The organism is Massilia cavernae (genome assembly GCF_003590855.1).
Lineage (GTDB): Bacteria > Pseudomonadota > Gammaproteobacteria > Burkholderiales > Burkholderiaceae_D > Telluria_A > Telluria_A cavernae.
In genome coordinates, this window is sequence record NZ_QYUP01000091.1 from 1 (window position 1) to 19,458 (window position 19,458).

Genomic DNA, 19,458 nt, shown 5'->3' on the forward strand with positions numbered 1-19,458 from the left:
GCGCTACTACCATGGCCCCTCGGGCGAAGTGCTGGACGCCTATATCTCCGGTCGATTCGACCTGGGTTCCGCGCCGATCGACGTTCGCCTTGGTAAACATGCGGTGATCTGGGGCGAGGGCCTGTTCGGCAGTACCAACGCGATATCCTATTCGCAGGCGCCGAACGACGCACGCAAGGCGCTGGCCAATCCGGCCGCCACCGCCAAGGAAACCGCGCTGGCCACCAAGCAGGTGTCGGCCGTCGCCCAGGTGACCGACGAGTTGACGATCGCCGGCCTGTATTCCTTCGAGTGGGCGCCCAACCGCCTGCCGGAAGGCGGTACCTTCTTCGCCGCTGCCGACTTCCTGTTCGACGGACCGAACGTGGGCCGGGCGCCGGCTGTCGAAGGCGAGAAGGGCGACATCGGCCTGTCGCTGCGCTGGAAGCCTGAATTCATGGATGGCGGAACCTTCGGCGCCTACTTGCGCAGGTTCGACGAAAAGCAGCCCTGGCCTGCGCAACGTGTCGCGGCGGGCACCCGTTCGGCGTATGCGCCCGATGTCGAACTGCTGGGCTTGAGCATGACCAGGGTCGTGGGCGGGATTTCGGTGAGCAGCGACCTGTCGTACCGCAGGAACATGCCCTTGAATTCGGCCGGCCCAAGCGCCGATGGCATGGGCGCGCGTGGCGAAACCTTGCACGCCGTCGTCAACGGCGTCAAGTTGTGGGGCAACTCGTCCTGGTTCTCGTCGGCGTCGCTGGCGGCCGAAGTGGGCGTGTCCCATCTGGTCAAGGTGACCGACAATGCGGCGAATTTCCGCACCAAGGGCAATCCGGCCACCGGCTGCGCCACCGACGACACCCTCGCAGGCTGCTCGTCGAAAAACTTCTGGACCGTCGGGGCAGCCTTCACGCCGGTCTGGCAGCAAACCCTGCCCGGCGTCGATGTGTCCTTGCCCGTGTTCTATTCCATCAACTTCAAGGGCAATGCAGCGACCAATGGCGGCGGCAATGAAGGATTCCAGGTACTCAAGGTGGGGATCTCGGCGCTGGCCGACTCCAAGCATAAATTCGATCTTGCCGCCACCTTCTACAAGGCGAAATCGGACAGCCAGCGCGGCCTGATCAATGGCGCGCCGTATGACGACAAGGCCAACCTGGTATTCACCTACCTCGTGTCTTTCTAAAAATCAGTACCCAAGGAGATATCACATGACATACCGCTTACGTCTGACCGCGCTCGCATCGATGGCATTGATGGCTGGCGCCGCGCAAGCCGGCGTCACGCCGGAAGAAGCCAAGCAGCTGGGCACGACCTTGACCCTGTTCGGCGCCGAAAAGGCCGGCAACAAGGAGGGGACGATTCCCGCCTACACCGGCGGCCTGCCGGCCAGCACCAGTCCCCCTGGCTTCAAGAAGGATTCGGGGAAATGGGTGAGCCCGTTCGCCGCCGAAAAGCCGCTGTACTCGATCACGGCGGCGAACATGGACAAGTACGCCGACAAATTATCGGAGGGGCAGAAGTATCTGCTCAAGCGTTACCCGAGCTACCGCATGGACGTGTATACGACGCACCGTACCGCCAATTACCCGCAAAGCCATCTCGAGAAGACTCAGCGCAACGCGATCAATGCCAGGACGAGCGAGGGTGGCCTGAAGATGGAAGGCGCGGTCGGCGGCATTCCATTCCCTATTCCCAAGACCGGCTACGAAGCGATGTGGAATCACCTGTCGCGCTGGCTGGGCGTGGCGTCCACCTATCGGATGCGCAACTACTACGTGGACACGACCGGCAGGCGCATCTACGCGGGGGAAGTCAATTTCTCCCAGGACCATCCATTCCAGGGCCCGAAAGCAACGGCCGAGTCGGTCAAGGGCGATGATATGTTCGTTACCCGTAGCGCCGTGCATTTCACTGGGCCGTCCCGCAATGTGGGCGAAGCGCAAACCTGGTTCGACACCATCGATCCGGTGGTCAAGCCGCGCCGTGCCCACGTGTATTCGCCGAGCACGCGCCGGGTGCGGCTGGCGCCGGACATCGCCTACGACACGCCGATCGCATCGGCGGGCGGCGTGATGACCTATGACGATGGCTGGATGTTCACCGGCAAGATGGATCGCTTTGACTTCAAGCTGCTCGGGAAGAAAGAAATCTACCTCCCGTACAGTACTTACGACGCAATTTTCCAGGCGAAGACCGACAAACTGCTGATGGCCAACCACGAAAACCCGAGCGTCATGCGCTGGGAACTGCACCGCGTGTGGGTGGTGGAAGCAACCCTGAAGCCGGGTCTCAGGCATGTGTACAGCAAGCGCGTCATCTACCTTGACGAAGACTGGACCGGCGCAGGTGTGGCCGACATGTACGACGGCGCCGGCAAGATCTACAAAGGCTTCTACCTGGCAATGACGCAGTTGTATGACAAACAGGTGCCCTGGTCCATAGGATCGGTCGAGTATGACTTCAGCACCGGCCTGTACACCGCGACGACCTTGTTCGGTGAAACGGATGACACGACGCTGCACATTCACGACGCCTTGCATCCGAAAACGACGTTCTCGGCGGATTCCCTGCCGGCCCGTAGCGGGCGCTAGCGATACAGGTAGTTCTTTGGGCGCGCTGCGGTTGTCGCCGGCCGCAGGCGCCTGGTCAGTCATGCCCGCATGACGTCTTTGCATTCATGGGTTTCATATGCATCCTCTTATCAGATCCGGCATAGCCACTGCCGCCTTGCTGGCCGTGCCAATGGCACAGGCCGCACCCAACACGTTTAACGATCCGATCGACGTGGCCGCTCCTGCGAGCACCGCCGCCGCCCGCGACATGCTGGTGGGCGGCGAACGCACACCCGACGGACGCCTGGTCGTGGTCGGCCGGCGCGGTGTCATCCTCACCTCAGACCCCGACGGCGCCCGGTGGAAGCAGTCGAAGGTACCGGTCTCGACCGACCTGCTGGCGGCCAGCTTCCCCACCGCGTTGAAGGGGTGGGCAGTGGGCCACGCCGGGGTCGTGCTGCATACCAGCGACGGCGGCCTGTCGTGGACGCGGCAAGTGGACGGACGGGCCTTGCCCGACCTGATGATCAGGCATAGCAAGGCGCGCGCCGAGGCCGGCGACGAACGGGCGCAGCACGAACTGAAGGAAGCGCAGCGCTACAAGGAAGACGGCCCGAGCCGCCCGCTGTTCGACGTGTACTTCAGCGACGATGCGCGAGGTATCGTGGTCGGCGCCTACAACCTTGCCTTGCGTACCGATGACGGTGGCCGCAGCTGGTTGCCGATCAGCGATCGGATCGACAATCCGCAGGGCCTGCACCTGTATGGCATCGCGCAAGTGGACGGCGTGCTGTGGATCGCCGGCGAACAAGGCCTGGTGCTCAGGCAGGACGCGGGCACGGGCCGCTTTGTGCGGGTGCCATTGCCGTACGCGGGGACGCTGTTCGGCATCACGGGCAATGCGGGCGAGGTGCTGGTCTTCGGCTTGCGCGGCAATGCCTGGCGCAGCCGCGACGGCGGGGCAAACTGGTCCAGGCTCGACACCGGGATCGAGGGCCACCTGACCGCGGGCGCGATCCTGGCCGGCGGCCGCGTGGTGCTGACCAGCCTGGGCGGCGAACTGATCGAAAGCCGGGACGGCGAGCGCTTCAGGAAAGTGCCGCTGGCGCGCACGGCGCCCCTGTATGGCGTGAGTGCGGCAAGCGACGGCAAGTTGCTGTTGACGGGCGCGCGCGGCGTGCACCTTGCAACCGTGGAGGCAAGCGGTGCCGTCCATCACACCCCGGCACTGGCCGCGCGTGCCGGCAAGTCGGCTTCCAGGGAAGCGAGATAAATCATGACAACACCATCGAACCAATTTGATACGGCCACGGTCATTGCCGACCAGCGCGACTTCGACAAGCGCTCGGGTTCGTTTCTCGAACGCCTGATCTTCAACTATCGCCAGCTGGTGATGGTGCTGGTCGTGCTGGCCACGGGCTTCCTCGCCTTCAAGGCGACCACGCTCGAGGTCAACGCCAGCTTCGACAAGCTGATGCCGCAGTCGCATCCCTACATCCGCAATTACCTGGCCAACCAGAAAGACCTGCATGGCCTGGGAAACAGCCTGCGGGTGGTGGTGGAAAACACGCAGGGGGATATCTACGATCCGGAATTCCTCGATGCGATGCGCAAGATCAACGACAAGCTGTACCTGATCCGGGGCGTCAATCGTCCGGCGGTCAAATCGGTATGGATGTCGGCCGTGCGCTGGAACGAGGTGACCGAGGAGGGGTACCAGGGTGGCGCGGTGATGCCTCCCACCTATGACGGCTCGGCGGAATCGATCGCGCAGCTGCGCACCAATATCGGCCGCGCCAACCTGCTCGGCAGCCTGGTCGCCAACGACATGCGCTCGGCGATGATCGTTGCACCCGTTCTCGAACGCTACGGCGACACCGGCGAACGCATCGACTATGGCCAGCTCGGGCGCGACATCGAAGCCGAACTGCGCGACACGGCATCGACGCTGGTGCCGGGCAAGCCAGGCAAGGTCAAGGTCTATGTGGTCGGCTTCGGCAAGCTGGCGGGCGACCTGATCGAAGGATTGCGCGAAGTGATGACGTATTTCGCCATCGCCGCCGCCATTGCCGCCGCGCTGATCTATGGCTATACCCGCTGCATCCGCAGTACCGCGCTTGTGCTGTCGTGCTCGATGGTGGCGGTGATCTGGCAGCTCGGCCTGATCCGCCTGTTCGGCTTCGAACTCGATCCCTATTCGATGCTGGTGCCGTTCCTGGTGTTTGCCATCGGGGTATCGCACGGCGCGCAGAAGATGAACGGCATCATGCAGGACGTCGGACGCGGCATCCATAAATATGTGGCGGCGCGCTATACCTTCCGCCGCCTGTTCCTGGCCGGCGTCACCGCGCTGCTGGCCGACGTGGTCGGGTTCGCCGTGCTGTCGGTGATCGATATTCCCGTCATCCGCGACCTGGCGATCACGGCCAGCATCGGCGTCAGCGTACTGGTCATCACCAACCTGATCCTGATTCCGATCCTGTTGTCGTACACCGGTGTCAGCGCGACGGCGGCGCGGCGCAGCCTGCAGCTCGACAAGAAGGCCGGGGCAGGCCAGGGCATCGGCGGCCTGTGGAACCTGCTGGACCGCTTCACCGAACGGCGCTGGGCGCTGCCGACGGTGATCGTGTCCGCCGTGCTGGCGATCGGCGGTTTCGCCGTCAGCCTGAACCTGCAGATCGGCGACCTCGAACAGGGCGCGCCGGAATTGCGCGCCAACTCGCGCTACAACCTCGACAACGCCTACATCACGGCCCACTATGGCCTCTCGAGCGACCAGTTCGCCGTGATCGTCAAGACGCCAAGCGGCGGCTGCGAAAAGTCGGAGGTGTTGATGGACATCGACCGGCTCGACGCGGCGCTGCGCGCCGTCGAGGGCGTGCAGACGACGACGTCGCTGGCGGACAGCGTGGTGAAGATCACGTCCGGGCTGAATGAAGCCTCGCCCAAATGGCTGACCGTGAGCCACAACCAGGACTTGAACAACACTGGCGTGATCCGGGCCCAGGATGCCAACCCCGAGCTGATCAACTCCGACTGCTCGGTCACGCCCGTCGTCGCCTACCTGGCCGACCACCGGGCCGCGACCCTGGAGCGGGTGCTGGCGGCCACCGAGCAGTTCGCCGCCGGGCATGACCGCGAAGCCGTGCAATTCCTGCCGGCGGCCGGCAGCGCCGGCATCGAGGCGGTGACCAATATCGTCGTCAAGAAGGCCAACACGACCATGCTGCTGCTGGTCTACCTGGCGGTCATCGTGCTGTGCCTGATCACCTTCCGCAACTGGCGCGCCACCGTGGTCACGGTATTGCCGCTGATGCTGACTTCGATCCTGTGCGAGGCCCTGATGGTCTACCTGGGCATGGGCGTCAAGGTGGCCACGCTGCCGGTGATCGCGCTCGGCGTGGGCATCGGGGTCGACTATGCGCTTTACCTGGTCAGCGTGCAGCTGGACCTGCAGCGCCGCGGCGCCACGCTGGCCGAAGCCTACCGGGGCGCGGTGCAGTTCACCGGCAAGGTCGTGGTGCTGGTCGGGGTGACGCTGGCGGCCGGCGTGGTCACCTGGGCATTCTCGCCGATCAAGTTCCAGGCCGACATGGGCATTCTGCTGACCTTCATGTTCATGTGGAACATGATCGGGGCGATGATCCTGATTCCCGCGCTGTCCTACTTCCTGCTGCAAAAGGTCCCGCAGCAGGTCCCGCAGCAGGTTCCGAGCCAGGCCGGCGGCGTCCCAGCGACGGCGCACTAAGCAAATTCGCCAGGCGCGGCCCTTGCGGGCCCGGCCTGGCTGCAACTACAAGGAGTATTACGTGTTGAGCCATCAAACATACGAGGCAGCCGCGCCAGGCGTCGGCCGCCAGGCCATCGAGCGCCTGTTCAATCCGCGCTCGATCGCCCTGGTGGGCGCCACCGAGCGCTCGATCTGGTCGACCGCCGTGCAGGACAACCTGACCCGCTTCGGCTACGCCGGCCGGGTTCACATGGTCAACCCGAAAGGGGGAACCATCTTCGGCCAGGCGGCTGCGACCAGCTGCGCCGCCACCGGCGAAGAGATCGACGCGGCGCTGCTGATGGTGCCGGAATCGAAGATGATCGAAGCGTTCGCCGACCTGCGCCAGGCGCGGGTGGGCGGCGCGGTGATCCTGTCGGCCGGCTTTGCCGAACTGGGCAGCGCCGGCGCCGAGCGCCAGCAGGAGCTGGCGGCGGCGGCGCGCGAGGCGGGCATCCGCATCCTCGGCCCGAACTGCCTGGGCTTCGCCAACTTCGTGGCCAACACGCCGATGTGGACCACGCCGCTGCGGCGCGCAATGCCGGGCGCGAATGTCGCGGTGGTGTCGCAAAGCGGCGCGATCGCCGGCCAGCTCGAACAGTTCGCCTACCAGCAGCGCGTCGGCCTGACCCACATGATTGCCACCGGCAACGAAGCCGATATCAGCGTCGCCGACGCCATCGACTACCTGGCCGGCCAGCCGGAACCGCGCGCCATCGCGCTGTTCCTCGAATCGGTGCGCGACCCCGCCCGTTTCGTCGCCGCCGTCAGCGCCGCCGCGGCGGCCGGCAAGCCGGTCGTCGTGCTCAAGGTCGGCACCAGCGAGGCGACCGCGCGCGCCGCCCAGGCCCATACCGGCTCGCTGGTCGGCAATGACCGTACGTTCGACGCCCTGTGCCTGCAGCTGGGCATCACGCGCGTGCGCTCGCTGGAAGAACTGATCGTCACCACCGACCTGTTCGCACGCCTGGGACCGGTCACCGGCAAGGGCCTGGCCCTGACCGCCATGTCGGGCGGGGTATGCGAGATCGTCACCGACCAGGCGGAAGCGGAGGGCGTTGCCATTCCCCAGCTGGCCGATGCCACGCTGGCGCGGCTGCGCGAGACGCTGCCGGCGCTGGCGACGCCATCGAACCCGCTCGACATCACCGGCGCCGCGATGCTCGAACCCGAGCTGATCGCGCGCTCGCTGGAAGAGCTGGCCAGCGACCCGTCGATCGGCGTGCTGGGCTTCGTGTTCGATGCGCCGCTCAAGGAAGACAAGCGCGGCTTCGCGCGCACCTTCATCAAGAATGTCGGCGCCGGCTTCCAGAGCGCCGGCAAGCCATGCCTGATGATGAGCAATACCTTCACCTCGGTCAACGGCGAAGCGCGCGCGCTGACCGAAGAACTGGGCGTCGTGTATTCGGGCGGCGGCGTGCGCCACTGCGTCAATGCGCTGGGCCACCTGCTGCGGCGCGGCGCCTGGCAGGCGCGCGTGCGCACCGCCGGCGCGCAGCGCGCGACGGTGGACCGGCGTCCGGCCACCGAGCGCGCCGTGCTGGAACACCTGGCCGCGTACGAGGTGCCGGTGGTGCCGGCGCTGGTGGTCCGGTCGGCCGACGAAGCGGTGCAGGCGGCGCGCACGCTGGACGCGCCGGTGGTGCTGAAAATCGCTTCGCCCGATATCCTGCACAAGACCGAAGTGGGGGGCGTGGCGCTCAACCTGCGCGGCGACGATGCGGTGCGCGCGGCTTACGACAAGATGATGGCGTCCGTCACGGCGGCCAAGCCGGAGGCGAGCATTGACGGCGTGATCGTCTCGCCGATGCGCGGCGCGGGCGTGGAACTGTTCGTCGGCACCATGCGCGACCCGCAGTGGGGGCCGGCCATCGTGGTCGGCCTGGGCGGCGTGCTGGTCGAAGTGCTCAAGGACACCAGCATGCGCCTGCTGCCGATCCAGCAGCAGGACGCGCTCGACATGCTGCAGGAACTGCGCGGCGCGGCGCTGCTCGACGGCTTCCGCGGCGCGCCCGCGGTCGACCGCGAGCAGCTGGCGCGCACCATCGTCGCGATTGGCGAGGCTGCGCTGGCGCTGGGGCCGGACCTGCTGTCGCTGGAAGTCAATCCCCTGCTGGCAGCCGATGGCAGGATCGAGGCCCTCGATGGCCTGACCGAATGGAGCCAGTCTTGAATACCCCTGAAACGACCCCTGTCATCGTCGGCATCGGCGAGTTCGTCGATCGTCCGGCGCAGCCGGCCGATGCGCTCGAACCGCTGGCGCTGATGGCCGAAGCGCTGCGCGCGGCGAATGCCGACGCCGGCGGTGCGCTGTTGGCGCGCATCGATTCGCTCGAACTGATCGGCTTCATCACCTGGCGCTACGCCGATCCCGTCGCGCAGCTGTGCGAACGGCTGGGCATCCGCCCGGCGCGCGCCGTCAATGCCAGCAGCGGTGGCGACGCGCCGATCCGCCTGGTCCATGAAGCAGCGGTGCGCATCGCGCGCGGCGAACAGACGGTGGCGGCGATTGTCGGCGGCGAGGCGATGAATGCGCGCACGCGGGCCCGCAAGGACAAGCTCCAGTTGCCGTGGACGCCGATGCCGGCCAAGGAAGCGAGCGCCCGGTTCCCGTCGATTTCGTACGAACTGAACGGGCTGACCAGGCGCCTCGGCGTCACCGATCCGGCCCAGATCTACCCGCTATATGAAATGGCTGCGCAGGCCGCGTGGGGCCAGACGCCCGCGCAGGCGCAGGACGAGTCGGCCCGTCTGTGGGCCCAGTACGCGTCCGTGGCCGCGCGCAACCCGTCGTCGTGGAACCGGCAGGCGCCGGATGCGGCCGCCATCGGCACCGTCGACGCGGCCAACCGCCTGATCAACTGGCCCTATCCGAAACTGATGGTGGCCAATCCCCAGGTCAACCAAGCCGCCGCCGTCATCGTCACCAGCCTCGCGCTCGCACGCGCGGCCGGCGTGCCCGAGGAGCGGATCGTGCACATCTGGGGCGGGGCCGACGCCAGCGAAGCGGACGACTACCTGAAGCGCGACCGTTATGACAGCAGCAGTGCGCAGACCGCCGTGCTGCAGCGCGCGGTGGATGTCGCCGGCGGCGACGCGGCCCGCTTCGGCAAGATGGAACTGTACAGCTGTTTCCCGGTGGTGCCCAAAATGGCGCTGCGGGTGCTCGGACTCGATCCGCAACGGCACCCGCCGAGCGTCGCCGGCGGCCTGACTTTCTTCGGCGGCCCGCTGAACAACTACATGTCGCACGCGGTGTGCGCGATGGTGCGCGCACTGCGCGCGGCCCCGGGCGAACTTGGCCTGCTGTACGGCCAGGGTGGCTTCGTCAACCGGCACCATGCGCTGGTGGTCGGCGCGCAGCCGGCGCCGGCCCCGCTGGCCCTGGATTACTCGGTGCAGGCGGCAGCGGACGCCGCGCGCGGACCGGTGCCGGCGCTGCTCGAACAGTACACGGGGCCGGCTGCGGTGGAAACCTATACCGTACTGTACGGGCGCGATGGCGCGCCGCTGTACGGCGTGGTGGTGGTGCGCACGCCCGATGGCGCGCGCACCATGGCCAAGGTGCTGGCGGACGACGAAGCCTCGCTCGGCCTGCTGCTGTCCACCGAGCGCTCGGCCGTCGGCAGTGGCGGCCATATCCGCATCGATCCCTTCGGCCACCCTGTTTGGGAAGCGGGCGCGGTCGCGCGCGACCGCCGCCAGCTGGCGCGCCGCTATTGCAAGGTCGAGCGGGAAGGGCCGCTGACGATCGTGACCATCAACCGTCCCGATGCGCTGAACGCCCTCCATCCGGACGCGAATGCGGAACTGGCCGAAGTGTTCGACGACTTCGCCAGCGATCCCGAACAATGGGTGGCGATCATCACCGGCGCCGGCGAACGCGCCTTCTGTTCGGGCAATGACTTGAAATTTACCGCCACCGCCATGGCGCGCGGCGCCAGCATCATGCCGCCGGTGATGGGCTTTGCCGGCCTGACCGGGCGCTTCGACCGCAACAAGCCGGTGATCGCCGCGGTGAACGGGGTGGCGATGGGCGGCGGCTTCGAAATCGCGCTCGCCTGTGACCTGATCATCGCCGCCGACAATGCGCAGTTCGCGCTGCCGGAACCGAAGGTGGGCCTCGCCGCGCTGGCCGGCGGGCTGCTGCGCCTGCCCACCCAGGTCGGGCTCAAGCAGGCGATGGGCATGATCCTGACCGGACGCAAGGTCGGCGCGGAGGAGGGAATGCGGCTGGGCTTCGTCAACCAGGTCGTCCCGGCTGGCGCGCTGATGGACGAAGCGAGGCGCTGGGCCGCCGAGATCCTCGCGTGCAGCCCGATGTCGATCCGGGCCTCGCTGGAAATCGTGCGCATGGGGGCCGAAGAAGGTTCGCTGGCCGAGGCCCACGCACGCCAGAACAAGTACCCCGCGGTGCGCGCCCTGTTCAAATCGGACGACGTGCGCGAAGGCCCGCTGGCCTTCGCCCAGAAGCGCGCGCCGGCATGGAAGGGCGCGTAGGCGCGGCATCGAATGAAGCACACACAGAAGCGGGGTTTGCCATGAGTGATCAACATTGCGTGATAGTGGGAGGCAGCCATGCCGGGGCACAGCTGTGCGCCAGCTTGCGCCAGGAAGGCTGGACCGGCGCGATCACGCTGGTCAGCGACGAAGCGCTGCTGCCCTACCATCGGCCGCCGCTGTCGAAGGCTTTCCTGTGCGGCGACAAGGCAGAGCAGGAACTGCTGATTCGACCGCAAGCGTTCTACGAGAAGGAAAAAGTCGATGTGCTGCTGGGGACGCGGGCCGTGGCGATTGACCGCGCGCGCAGGCAGCTTGCCCTCGGCGACGGCAGCCACCTGCACTACAGCAAGCTGGTGCTGGCCACTGGCGCCAGGGTGCGAACCCTGGACATCGCCGGCAGCGCGCTGCCGGGTGTGTTCTACCTGCGCCAGGCGCACGATGTGCTGGCGATCCGGCAAGCCACTGCGCCCGGCAAGCGCGCCGTGATCATCGGCGGCGGCTATATCGGGCTGGAAGCGGCGGCGTCGCTGCGCCAGACGGGGATGCAGGTGACGGTGCTGGAAGCCATGCCGCGCCTGCTGCAGCGGGTCACTGCGCCGGAAGTGTCGGCCTTCTATGCACGCGTGCACGGGGAGGAGGGTGTCAACATCGTCACCGATGCATCGGTGCTGGCGATCGAGGGGAAAGAGCGCGTCGAAGCGGTCGTCACCGGCGACGGGCGGCGCCTCGGCGCCGACGTGGTGATCATCGGCGTGGGCGTGCTGCCGGCAAGCGAACTGGCGCAGCAGGCCGGCCTCACGGTCGACAACGGGATCGTCGTCGACGAATGCGCCAGGACCAGCGACCCCGATATCTTCGCCGTCGGCGACTGCAGCAATCACTACAATCCGATCTACGACTGCCGGCTGCGGCTCGAATCGGTCCAGAATGCGACCGACCAGGCGCGCACGGCCGCGCAGGCGCTGTGCGGCAAGACGATTCCGTATCGGGCCTTGCCCTGGTTCTGGTCCGACCAGTATGACCTGAAACTGCAGATTGCCGGGCTCAGCCAGGGTTACGACCGGGTGGTGCTGCGCGGCAGTGCCGGCAGCGGCCGCAGTTTTTCCGCCTTTTACTTCAAGGGCGGCAGGCTGATCGCCGTGGACGCGGTCAATCGTCCCAAGGATTTCATGATCAGCAAGCGCTTCCTGGCCGACCAGGCAAGCGCCGACCCAGAGCGCGTCGGCGACGAGACGATCGAGCTACGCGACTGTTTCTCCTCTACGAAAACGGAACAAGAATGCCTCTCATAACCTTCATAGCCCATGATGGGCTGGCGACGGAGATCAACGCCACCTCCGGTTCAAGCCTGATGCACGAGGCGGTCAGCCATGGCATCGGCGGCATCGTCGGCGAGTGCGGTGGCGCGGGTGCTTGCGCGACCTGCCACTGCTATCTGGACGACGCTTCGCTGGACCGGATCGAACAGCCTGGCCGGGCAGAAAAAGACATGCTGGAGTTCGTCGTGGAGCCGGCCCACAACAGCCGCCTGGGCTGCCAGGTCACGGTCAGCGATGCACTCGACGGCGCTGTGGTGCGGCTGCCCGCATCCCAGTTTTGAACCCGCAGGACAATCGAGCAACCCCATTTTCAGGAACAAGGCGATGACATTGAAAACGACAAGATTTGCGGGAGCGGACGGCATGGTGCTGGCGGCCGATGTGGGCGGCGACCCGCGCCGGCCGCCGGTGATCCTGCTGCACGGCGCCGGGCAGACCCGCCACTCGTGGGGCCAGGCCGCGCGCGAGCTGGTGCACATGGGATGCCATGTCATCGCACTCGACCTGCGCGGCCATGGCGAGAGCGCCTGGGCAGCCGATGGCGACTATTCGCTCGATGCCTTTTCCGGCGACCTGAAAGCGGTGATCGCCACGCTCGAGCAGCGCCCGGCGCTGGTCGGCGCCTCGCTCGGCGGCGCCACCTCGCTCATTACGATCGGGGAAAGCGGCGCGCCGCTGGCCGGCGCCCTGGTGCTGGTCGACGTGGTGCCGCGCATGTCCGTGGCCGGCGTCAATCACATACGCGCATTCATGAACGGCAACCCGGATGGCTTCGCCGACCTGGCCGAGGCGGCGGACGCCGTTGCCCGCTACCTGCCGGGAAGGCCGCGTCCAAGTTCGAACGACGGCCTGAAGAAAAACCTGCGCCTCAAGGACGATGGCCGCCTGCACTGGCACTGGGATCCCGCCTTCAATACCTTCCATGGACAGGCGCATGCCGATGCAATCGCCGAACGCCTGGAACGCAGCGCGCGCCGGGTCACGGTACCGACGCTGCTGGTGCGCGGCAAGAAAAGCGACGTGGTGAGCGAGGAGGGCGCCCAGCTGCTGCTCCGATTAATTCCGCATGCAAAGTTTTTCGATGTCGAAGGCGCCGGCCATATGGTCGCCGGGGACAAGAACGACTTATTCAACAGCGCGGTTGAAGACTTCCTGCAATCGAGCTGGGCGGCGAGCAGTGAAGCGATTTCCTAACCTCACATCTGGAAAGCCATGAGCGCCATCAACGAAGAACGGGTATTGAGCGTCCATCACTGGACCGACAAGCTGTTTACGTTCACCACGACGCGCGATCCGGCGCTGCGGTTCTCGAACGGCCACTTCACGATGATCGGCTTGCGGGTCGATAGCAAGCCGCTGCTGCGCGCCTACAGCATCGTCAGCGCCAACTACGAAGACCACCTCGAGTTCCTGAGCATCAAGGTACAGGACGGCCCCCTGACGTCGCGCCTGCAGCACGTGCAGGTCGGCGACAGCATCGTGGTGGGGCGCAAGCCCACCGGCACGCTGTTGATCGACTATTTGCGGCCGGGCCGCCGCTTGTACCTGCTGTCCACCGGCACGGGCGTGGCGCCGTTCATGAGCATCGTGCGCGACCCCGAGACGTACGAGAAGTTCGATCAGGTCATCCTGGTGCATGGCGTGCGTCAAAAGGACGAGCTGGCCTATCACGACCTGCTGGTGGAGCACCTGCCCCGCCACGAATTCCTGGGCGAGCTGGTGACGAGCAAGCTGCGCTACTACCCGACCGTCACGCGCGAACCCTACCGCAATATGGGGCGCGTGACCGAGCTGATCGAGTCGGGAAAGCTGTTCGCCGACCTGCAGGTGCCGCCATTCGATGCGGCCCACGATCGCGTGATGATCTGCGGCAGCCCCGGCATGCTGCGCGACCTGAAGCAGATGCTGCACGGCCTCGGTTTCGAGGAAGGCAACACGTCGACGCCAGGCGACTTCGTCATCGAGCGCGCGTTCGCCGAGCAATGAACCCTACCCTGAAGCGCTCTCTGCCGGACGGACTCCATGACTGAGATCAAAAAGACATACTGCAGGATTTGTCCCGGCTTCTGCGCCGTCGATGTGACGATCGAGGACGGCCGCGCGGTCGACGTACGTGGCGATCGCAACGATCCGGTGACGCGCGGATACACCTGCATCAAAGGGGTGCAAAATACGGACCTGCTGTACGGACAGGGACGCTTCCGCCAATCGATGCGGCGCGATGCGAGCGGCGCCCTGGCGCCGGTCGAGCTGGACGATGCGCTCGACCAGATCGCTGCCAGGCTCAAGGCTATCGTCGACCAGCACGGGCCGCGCGCGGTTGGCATCTTCCTGGGCACGCAAGCCTGGTTCAGCGCCGTCAACGCGCCTGCGGCAACCGCCTTTGCGGCGGCGCTCGACACGCCTTGCCTGTTCGGCACGATGACGATCGACCAGTCGGCGAAATGGGTGGCAAGCGAGCGGATCGGCGTGTTCAACGGCGGGCCGCAGCGTTTCGACCAGGCCGACGTGTGGATGCTGATCGGTACCAATCCGCTGGTGTCGGTCATGGGAGGGCCGAGCACCTCGGGCTTTGGCCACACCAACCCCACCAAGACCTTGCGCGACGCCAGGGTGCGTGGCATGAAGCTGATCGTCATCGATCCGCGCCGGACGGAAACGGCGCTGCAGGCCGACCTGTTCCTGCAGCCCCGGCCGGGCGAGGATGCCGCGCTGCTGGCTGGCATCGTCCACGTCGTGCTGCGCGAGAAGTGGTATGACCAGGCATTCTGCGACCGCCATGTGGACGGCATCGCGCAACTGCGTGCCGCGCTGGCGCCGTTTACGCCCGAGGCTGCGGCAAGGCGGGCCGATGTGAATGCCGACGATATCGTCGCGGCCGCGCGCATCTTTGCGCAGCAAGGAAGGCGCGGCATGGCCGGCAGCGGTACCGGGCCGAATATGGGCCCCCACTCGAACATCGCCGAACACCTGGTGCAATGCTTGAACGTGCTGTGCGGCCGCTACCTGCGCGAAGGCGACGAAGTGCCGAATCCGGGCGTGCTGCAGCCCTTTGTGGCGCGCCACGCCGACGTCAGCCCGCCCAAGCGCTCCTGGCTGACGGGGCCGCGTTCGCGCCGGCTCGGGCTGGGACGCATATTCGGACAAATGATGTCGGCCGAGCTGGCCGACGAAATCCTGCTGGAAGGGAGCGGCCAGATCAAGGCGCTGATCTGCCTGGGCGGCAACCCCGCCGTGGCGCTGCCCGACCAGGCCAAGGCCATTGCGGCGCTTGGCGCGCTGGAGCTGCTGGTGACGATCGATCCGCGCCTGTCGGCCACGGCCAAGCTGGCCGATTACGTGATCGCGCCCACGCTGGCGTTCGAGCGGCACGACCACACGGGCTTCCTGGAGGCGATGTTCCAGCAGCCCTATGCACGCTACGCAACGCCGGTGGTCGCGGCGCCGGCGGGCTCGCAGCTGATCGATGACTGGAAATTTTTCTGGGAGATAGCGCGCCGCATGGGGGGGCCGATGCAGCTTGGTAATCTCGTGTGCAGCGCCGCGCCGGCGCCATCGACCGAAGAAGTGCTGGCTGCGATTGCGCTCGGGAGCAGGGTGCCGCTCGACGAGGTGCGCGCGCAGCCGGCAGGTGCGATTTTCGATGCCGGGAAGATCTTTGTCCAGCCGCCTCGTCCCGAATGGACCGACAAGCTTGAACTGGCGGCGGCCGATGTGCTGGACGAGATCGCGGCAGTGGCCGCCACCCTGGAGCAGGCCAGCGCCCCGGGCCTGCTGCTGACGGTGCGGCGCGTGCGTGAATTCGTCAACTCGGGCCTGACCGATGCCGCAAAGAGCCGCGCGCGGATTCCCGACAACCCTGCCTTCCTGCACCCCGACGATTTCGCGCAGCTTGGCTTGACCGATGGGGAGAAGGTGGCGGTGGTGTCGGCCACAGGCCGCGTTACCGCTATCGCGCGCTGCGATCCGACGCTGCGGCGCGGCATGGTGTCGGTCACCCATTGCTGGGGTGCAGGCAGCGACGACGAGCATCAAATCCCGGAGTCGACCTCGCGCCTGGTCGCATCCGATACCGGTTACCAGTCCATCAACGGCATGCCCATCATGACGGCCATCCCGGTCGAGGTGCTCAGGCTGGGCTGAATGTCAGCGGATCAGCTGCAGGCGGCGCGCGATGGCCACCGCCTGCGTGCGGCTGTTCGCGTTGAGCTTCATGTTGATATTGCGCAGGTGGGTGCGTACCGTGCTGTCGGACACGAACAGCTTTTCGGCAATCGCGCTGTTGGAATAACCATCGGCAAGCAGATGCAGTACCCGCTCCTCCTTGCGCGTCAGCGGCTCCAGCATCTCCGCCGGGACCAGCTCCGGCATGCCGATGCACGGGCCGAGTACATCGAGCAGGCGTTGCAGGTATTCCAGGAAGATCGGATCGGCCTGGCGCCCCTGTTGATCGGTGACACGGGCATGTACTTTGTGGACCAGCGGGGCGAGCGCCATGCCTTCATCCAGGATCAGGCGCATGAAGCCTTCCTCGCATGCCTGGTGCAAGACATCCTGCATGGTCTCGACGGCAAGGGGGGAATTCGTGCGCGCCAGGGCCAGGCTGTACAGGACCTGCAGCTTGAGCGCGCGCCGATGCAATTCCAGTGAACGTGCATTCTTGATTGCCTGCAGCAAGCGCGGCGCCGCCGCCGCCGCATCGCCGAAGCTGACTTCCCAGCGCAGCTGGCCCAGCTCGATGTATTCGAGATCATGGGGGAACTGGGTAGGGCGCACCCGGTCCCAGACGGCGCGGTCGTCGGCGCGCACCAGTTCCTCGCGCGAGGCGCGCGCATTGCCCTGAAGTAGCAGCAGGCGGGAGCGCTCCAGCCGTGCGCTTGCCAGCACGCGCGGCAATTGACGGCGCTGGCCCAGGTATTCAAGCTTGATCAGCTGCTCGAAGGCCTGGTCGATGTCGCCGCGGGTAAACGCAATGCGTGCCAACATCAGGTGGCAGCTGATCATGTGATCGGGCATGCCCACATCGCGCGCCATCGGCAAGTGGACGTTGAGCAAGTGCTCAGCCTGGGCCAGGTCGTTCGCCTCGTACCTGGTGTCGGCATACAGCACGCCGGCGAGTGCGTTGCCACTGGCCAGGGTGTGCGAGGACGAGTGGGTGGCGCTGAGGGCCATGCGAAAACGTGCGCTCGCTTGCCGCAGCCGGCCCTGGTGCAGGTCCAGCATGCCCTCGACCGCATCGGAATACATGCGGTTGAAGAAGCTGTTGCCCAGCAAATGACGCGACACGTCGAGCAGGCGGTGCGCCTCCTTGTGCTCGCCCATCGCCGCGACGATGTAGGCCATGGCATTGGTCAGCACGGCGTCGGCAAACGGGTCGGCGCTCGGCAGGCGGGACAGGCTGTCGCGGCCGGCGCTGTAGGCATCCTCGAAGCGATCCATCAGGTTCAGCAGGAGGGGGCGCAACGCGTTCACATTGGCAACGATGACGGGATCGGTACTGCGCGTGCAGCCTGAGCGTTCGAGCAGGTCCATGGCCTCCTGCGGGCCGCGCGCGAAGCAGGCGGCCCAGACTGCCGCGATTTGCAGCAGGGGATAGTCACGCAGCAAGGTTTCCGGTATCACGGCGAACCAGCGCGCCAGCAAGTGCATGCGCCCCTGCTCGAGGAAGCCATTGGCGTGCAAGGACAATAGTTCGAGGGCGCGCGGGTAGTCGCCGGCCTCGATCGCATGATCGATGGCCGGCACCGGCCGCCCGTGCGCCTGGTACCACTCCATGGCCGCCTGGTGCAGGCGGCACAGCTCGTCGGGCCGTTCCTGCGCCAGGCGCGCGCGCAGGAAAGTGGAAAACAGGCTGTGATAGCGGTAGGTGTTCTCCTCCGTGGCGATCGGCACCAGGAACAGGCTGGCCGCTTCGAGCCGGGCCAGGATGCCATCCGTGTTCTGGTGCGGATTGAGTGCCTGGCACAGCGAGGGGTTGAGGTTGCGCAAGATACTGGTGCGCAGGAGGAAGTCGCGAATCTCTTCCGGTTGCTGCGACAGCACGTCTTCGGCCAGGTAGTCGGCCACGGCGCGGTTGGTGCCGGAAAAGCGGTCGATGAAATCGCTGTCGGCCCCGCGCCGGGCCAGCGAAAGCGAGGCCAGCCACAATGCGGCAACCCAGCCTTCGGTCTTGCCGTGCAGCCGCGACAATGCTTCCGCCGGCAAGGGCTCCTGCTGGCGCAGCCTGAAAAAATCATTGGTTTCCGCGAGCGTGAAGCGCAGGTGCTCGGTGTCGATCTCCATCAGTTGCCCTTGGGCGCGCAGGCGGCCCAGGCCCAGGTCGGGCAGGCTGCGCGAACCGAGGACGATTTTGCTGCGGCGCGGCAGGTGCGCGATGATCTCGCGGACCAGGTTAAGCACGGCCGGCTCCCGGATGATCTCGAACTCGTCGACGAACAGCACGAAGGGCGAGCTGTGCGAGGCCAGCAGCGCGATGGTGTCGAGGGGCGCAAGCGGCGCGTCCGGGTCCGGCTTCAGGTGCCTGGTGGCGACGGCCAGGCCGGCCAGGAAACGCGACGGATCGTTGTCGGCCCGGTCGAGCGTGAGCCAGGCGGTGTCGACACCGGACTGTTCCAGCTGGGCGCGCGCCTCGGCCATCGCGCTGGTCTTGCCGAAACCGGCAGGCGCACGCACCAGCACCAGTTTGGCGGCGCTTGCATGGCATATCTGCTTGCACAGCGTCGGACGTAACACTTGCTCTGCCGGGATGCCAGGCGGACTGATCTTGCTGGCGAAAAAAGCGGTGCTGGACACGGATTGCATCAGTGATCAGTCTCATTGCGCGGTATTGGATGACCCTTTCCGGATTGGCGCGATGTTCCCAAAATGGAAGGCAAGATATTGTTTTCGTAGCTTAATTATAAGCCGAATGCAGCAAATGGGCTTGGCGTAAATATCGTCCAAACCGACGAGGCCGGCGGTGGCGTCGTGTTGTAGTGTTAAAGAAAAGCCATCCCGATGCCCCCGGCACGGAGAAGCTGCCTGTGGAGACCATGATGAACACATCACTGAAGTATGGCGCATTGCTCGCCAGTATCCTGGCCGTGTACGAGCTGACCGAATCGCAAGGAACCATGGCCGAGCCGCGCTCCAGGCCGGAAGGCGCACCACAGCATGCCGGGGGACACCCCCGACCGAGCGGGGCAGTGGACTTCACTACCATGTTCGCCCGCGCGGCCCGCTGATCCCGCCGTCCGCGCGCCGCGGCACGCGACCCGCGATGCCGCCACGGCCAGGGATGGACCGGATCGTCCGTTCCGACGACGCTGGCCACGGGCGGCGCAATTATAGT

General features: G+C 66.2%; 13 protein-coding genes. 12 read left to right on the forward strand and 1 reads right to left on the reverse strand.

Features of this window, described 5'->3' with window-relative positions:
• The 11 genes from D3872_RS09485 to D3872_RS09535 form a co-directional block, all read left to right on the forward strand.
• Positions 1 to 1,168, forward strand: a 1,168-nt coding sequence (locus tag D3872_RS09485; RefSeq protein WP_119810540.1) for a DUF1302 domain-containing protein, incomplete at its 5' end; no start/stop codon positions are given.
• Between the two features lie 25 nt (positions 1,169 to 1,193).
• The gene (locus tag D3872_RS09490; protein ID WP_182915747.1) at positions 1,194 to 2,576 is read left to right on the forward strand and encodes a DUF1329 domain-containing protein; all 1,383 of its coding nucleotides are present in this window, start codon (positions 1,194 to 1,196) and stop codon (positions 2,574 to 2,576) included.
• Positions 2,577 to 2,727: 151 nt separating this feature from the next.
• Positions 2,728 to 3,810, forward strand: coding sequence for a WD40/YVTN/BNR-like repeat-containing protein (locus tag D3872_RS09495; RefSeq protein ID WP_182915748.1), 1,083 nt, complete (start codon positions 2,728 to 2,730; stop codon positions 3,808 to 3,810).
• 3 nt (positions 3,811 to 3,813) lie between these two features.
• A complete protein-coding gene (locus D3872_RS09500; RefSeq protein WP_119810543.1) occupies positions 3,814 to 6,285 on the forward strand; it encodes an efflux RND transporter permease subunit in 2,472 nt (823 codons plus the stop codon).
• 64 nt (positions 6,286 to 6,349) lie between these two features.
• Positions 6,350 to 8,479: an acetate--CoA ligase family protein gene (locus D3872_RS09505; protein ID WP_147373845.1), complete on the forward strand. Its 2,130-nt coding sequence runs from the start codon at positions 6,350 to 6,352 to the stop codon at positions 8,477 to 8,479.
• A complete protein-coding gene (locus D3872_RS26400) occupies positions 8,476 to 10,806 on the forward strand; it encodes an enoyl-CoA hydratase-related protein (RefSeq protein WP_229459243.1) in 2,331 nt (776 codons plus the stop codon). The genes D3872_RS09505 and D3872_RS26400 overlap by 4 nt, the downstream gene beginning before the upstream one ends.
• Positions 10,807 to 10,847: 41 nt before the next feature.
• Positions 10,848 to 12,101, forward strand: coding sequence for an NAD(P)/FAD-dependent oxidoreductase (locus D3872_RS09515; RefSeq protein ID WP_119810546.1), 1,254 nt, complete (start codon positions 10,848 to 10,850; stop codon positions 12,099 to 12,101).
• Entirely contained in the window at positions 12,089 to 12,409 is a 321-nt protein-coding gene (locus tag D3872_RS09520) for a 2Fe-2S iron-sulfur cluster-binding protein (protein WP_119810547.1), read from the forward strand. Before D3872_RS09515 ends, D3872_RS09520 begins: the two co-directional genes overlap by 13 nt.
• A gap of 43 nt (positions 12,410 to 12,452) precedes the next feature.
• On the forward strand, positions 12,453 to 13,322 hold the full coding sequence (locus D3872_RS09525; protein ID WP_119810548.1) for an alpha/beta fold hydrolase: 870 nt from the start codon (positions 12,453 to 12,455) through the stop codon (positions 13,320 to 13,322).
• Positions 13,323 to 13,340: 18 nt separating this feature from the next.
• Positions 13,341 to 14,114: a ferredoxin--NADP reductase gene (locus D3872_RS09530; protein WP_119810549.1), complete on the forward strand. Its 774-nt coding sequence runs from the start codon at positions 13,341 to 13,343 to the stop codon at positions 14,112 to 14,114.
• Between the two features lie 36 nt (positions 14,115 to 14,150).
• Positions 14,151 to 16,271, forward strand: a complete 2,121-nt coding sequence (locus D3872_RS09535) for a molybdopterin-containing oxidoreductase family protein (protein ID WP_119810550.1) — start codon at positions 14,151 to 14,153, stop codon at positions 16,269 to 16,271.
• A gap of 3 nt (positions 16,272 to 16,274) precedes the next feature.
• Here the strand turns inward: D3872_RS09535 and D3872_RS09540 are convergent, their stop codons facing one another.
• Positions 16,275 to 18,929, reverse strand: a complete 2,655-nt coding sequence (locus tag D3872_RS09540; protein WP_119810551.1) for a winged helix-turn-helix domain-containing protein — start codon at positions 18,927 to 18,929, stop codon at positions 16,275 to 16,277.
• Positions 18,930 to 19,159: 230 nt separating this feature from the next.
• On the opposite strand from D3872_RS09540, the gene D3872_RS09545 reads away from it, so the two are divergent.
• A complete protein-coding gene (locus tag D3872_RS09545) occupies positions 19,160 to 19,351 on the forward strand; it encodes a hypothetical protein (protein WP_147373846.1) in 192 nt (63 codons plus the stop codon).
• Positions 19,352 to 19,458: the final 107 nt, after the last annotated feature.

Excerpts from the sequence above, each read along its gene's own strand:
- D3872_RS09490 (WP_182915747.1), top strand. The coding sequence starts at position 1,194 with ATGACATACCGCTTACGTCTGACCGCGCTCGCATCGATGGCATTGATG.
- D3872_RS09495 (WP_182915748.1), top strand. The coding sequence starts at position 2,728 with ATGGCACAGGCCGCACCCAACACGTTTAACGATCCGATCGACGTGGCC.
- D3872_RS09500 (WP_119810543.1), top strand. The coding sequence starts at position 3,814 with ATGACAACACCATCGAACCAATTTGATACGGCCACGGTCATTGCCGAC.
- D3872_RS09515 (WP_119810546.1), top strand. The coding sequence starts at position 10,848 with ATGAGTGATCAACATTGCGTGATAGTGGGAGGCAGCCATGCCGGGGCA.
- D3872_RS09520 (WP_119810547.1), top strand. The coding sequence starts at position 12,089 with ATGCCTCTCATAACCTTCATAGCCCATGATGGGCTGGCGACGGAGATC.
- D3872_RS09525 (WP_119810548.1), top strand. The coding sequence starts at position 12,453 with ATGACATTGAAAACGACAAGATTTGCGGGAGCGGACGGCATGGTGCTG.
- D3872_RS09530 (WP_119810549.1), top strand. The coding sequence starts at position 13,341 with ATGAGCGCCATCAACGAAGAACGGGTATTGAGCGTCCATCACTGGACC.
- D3872_RS09535 (WP_119810550.1), top strand. The coding sequence starts at position 14,151 with ATGACTGAGATCAAAAAGACATACTGCAGGATTTGTCCCGGCTTCTGC.
- D3872_RS09540 (WP_119810551.1), bottom strand. The coding sequence starts at position 18,929 with ATGCAATCCGTGTCCAGCACCGCTTTTTTCGCCAGCAAGATCAGTCCG.
- D3872_RS09545 (WP_147373846.1), top strand. The coding sequence starts at position 19,160 with ATGATGAACACATCACTGAAGTATGGCGCATTGCTCGCCAGTATCCTG.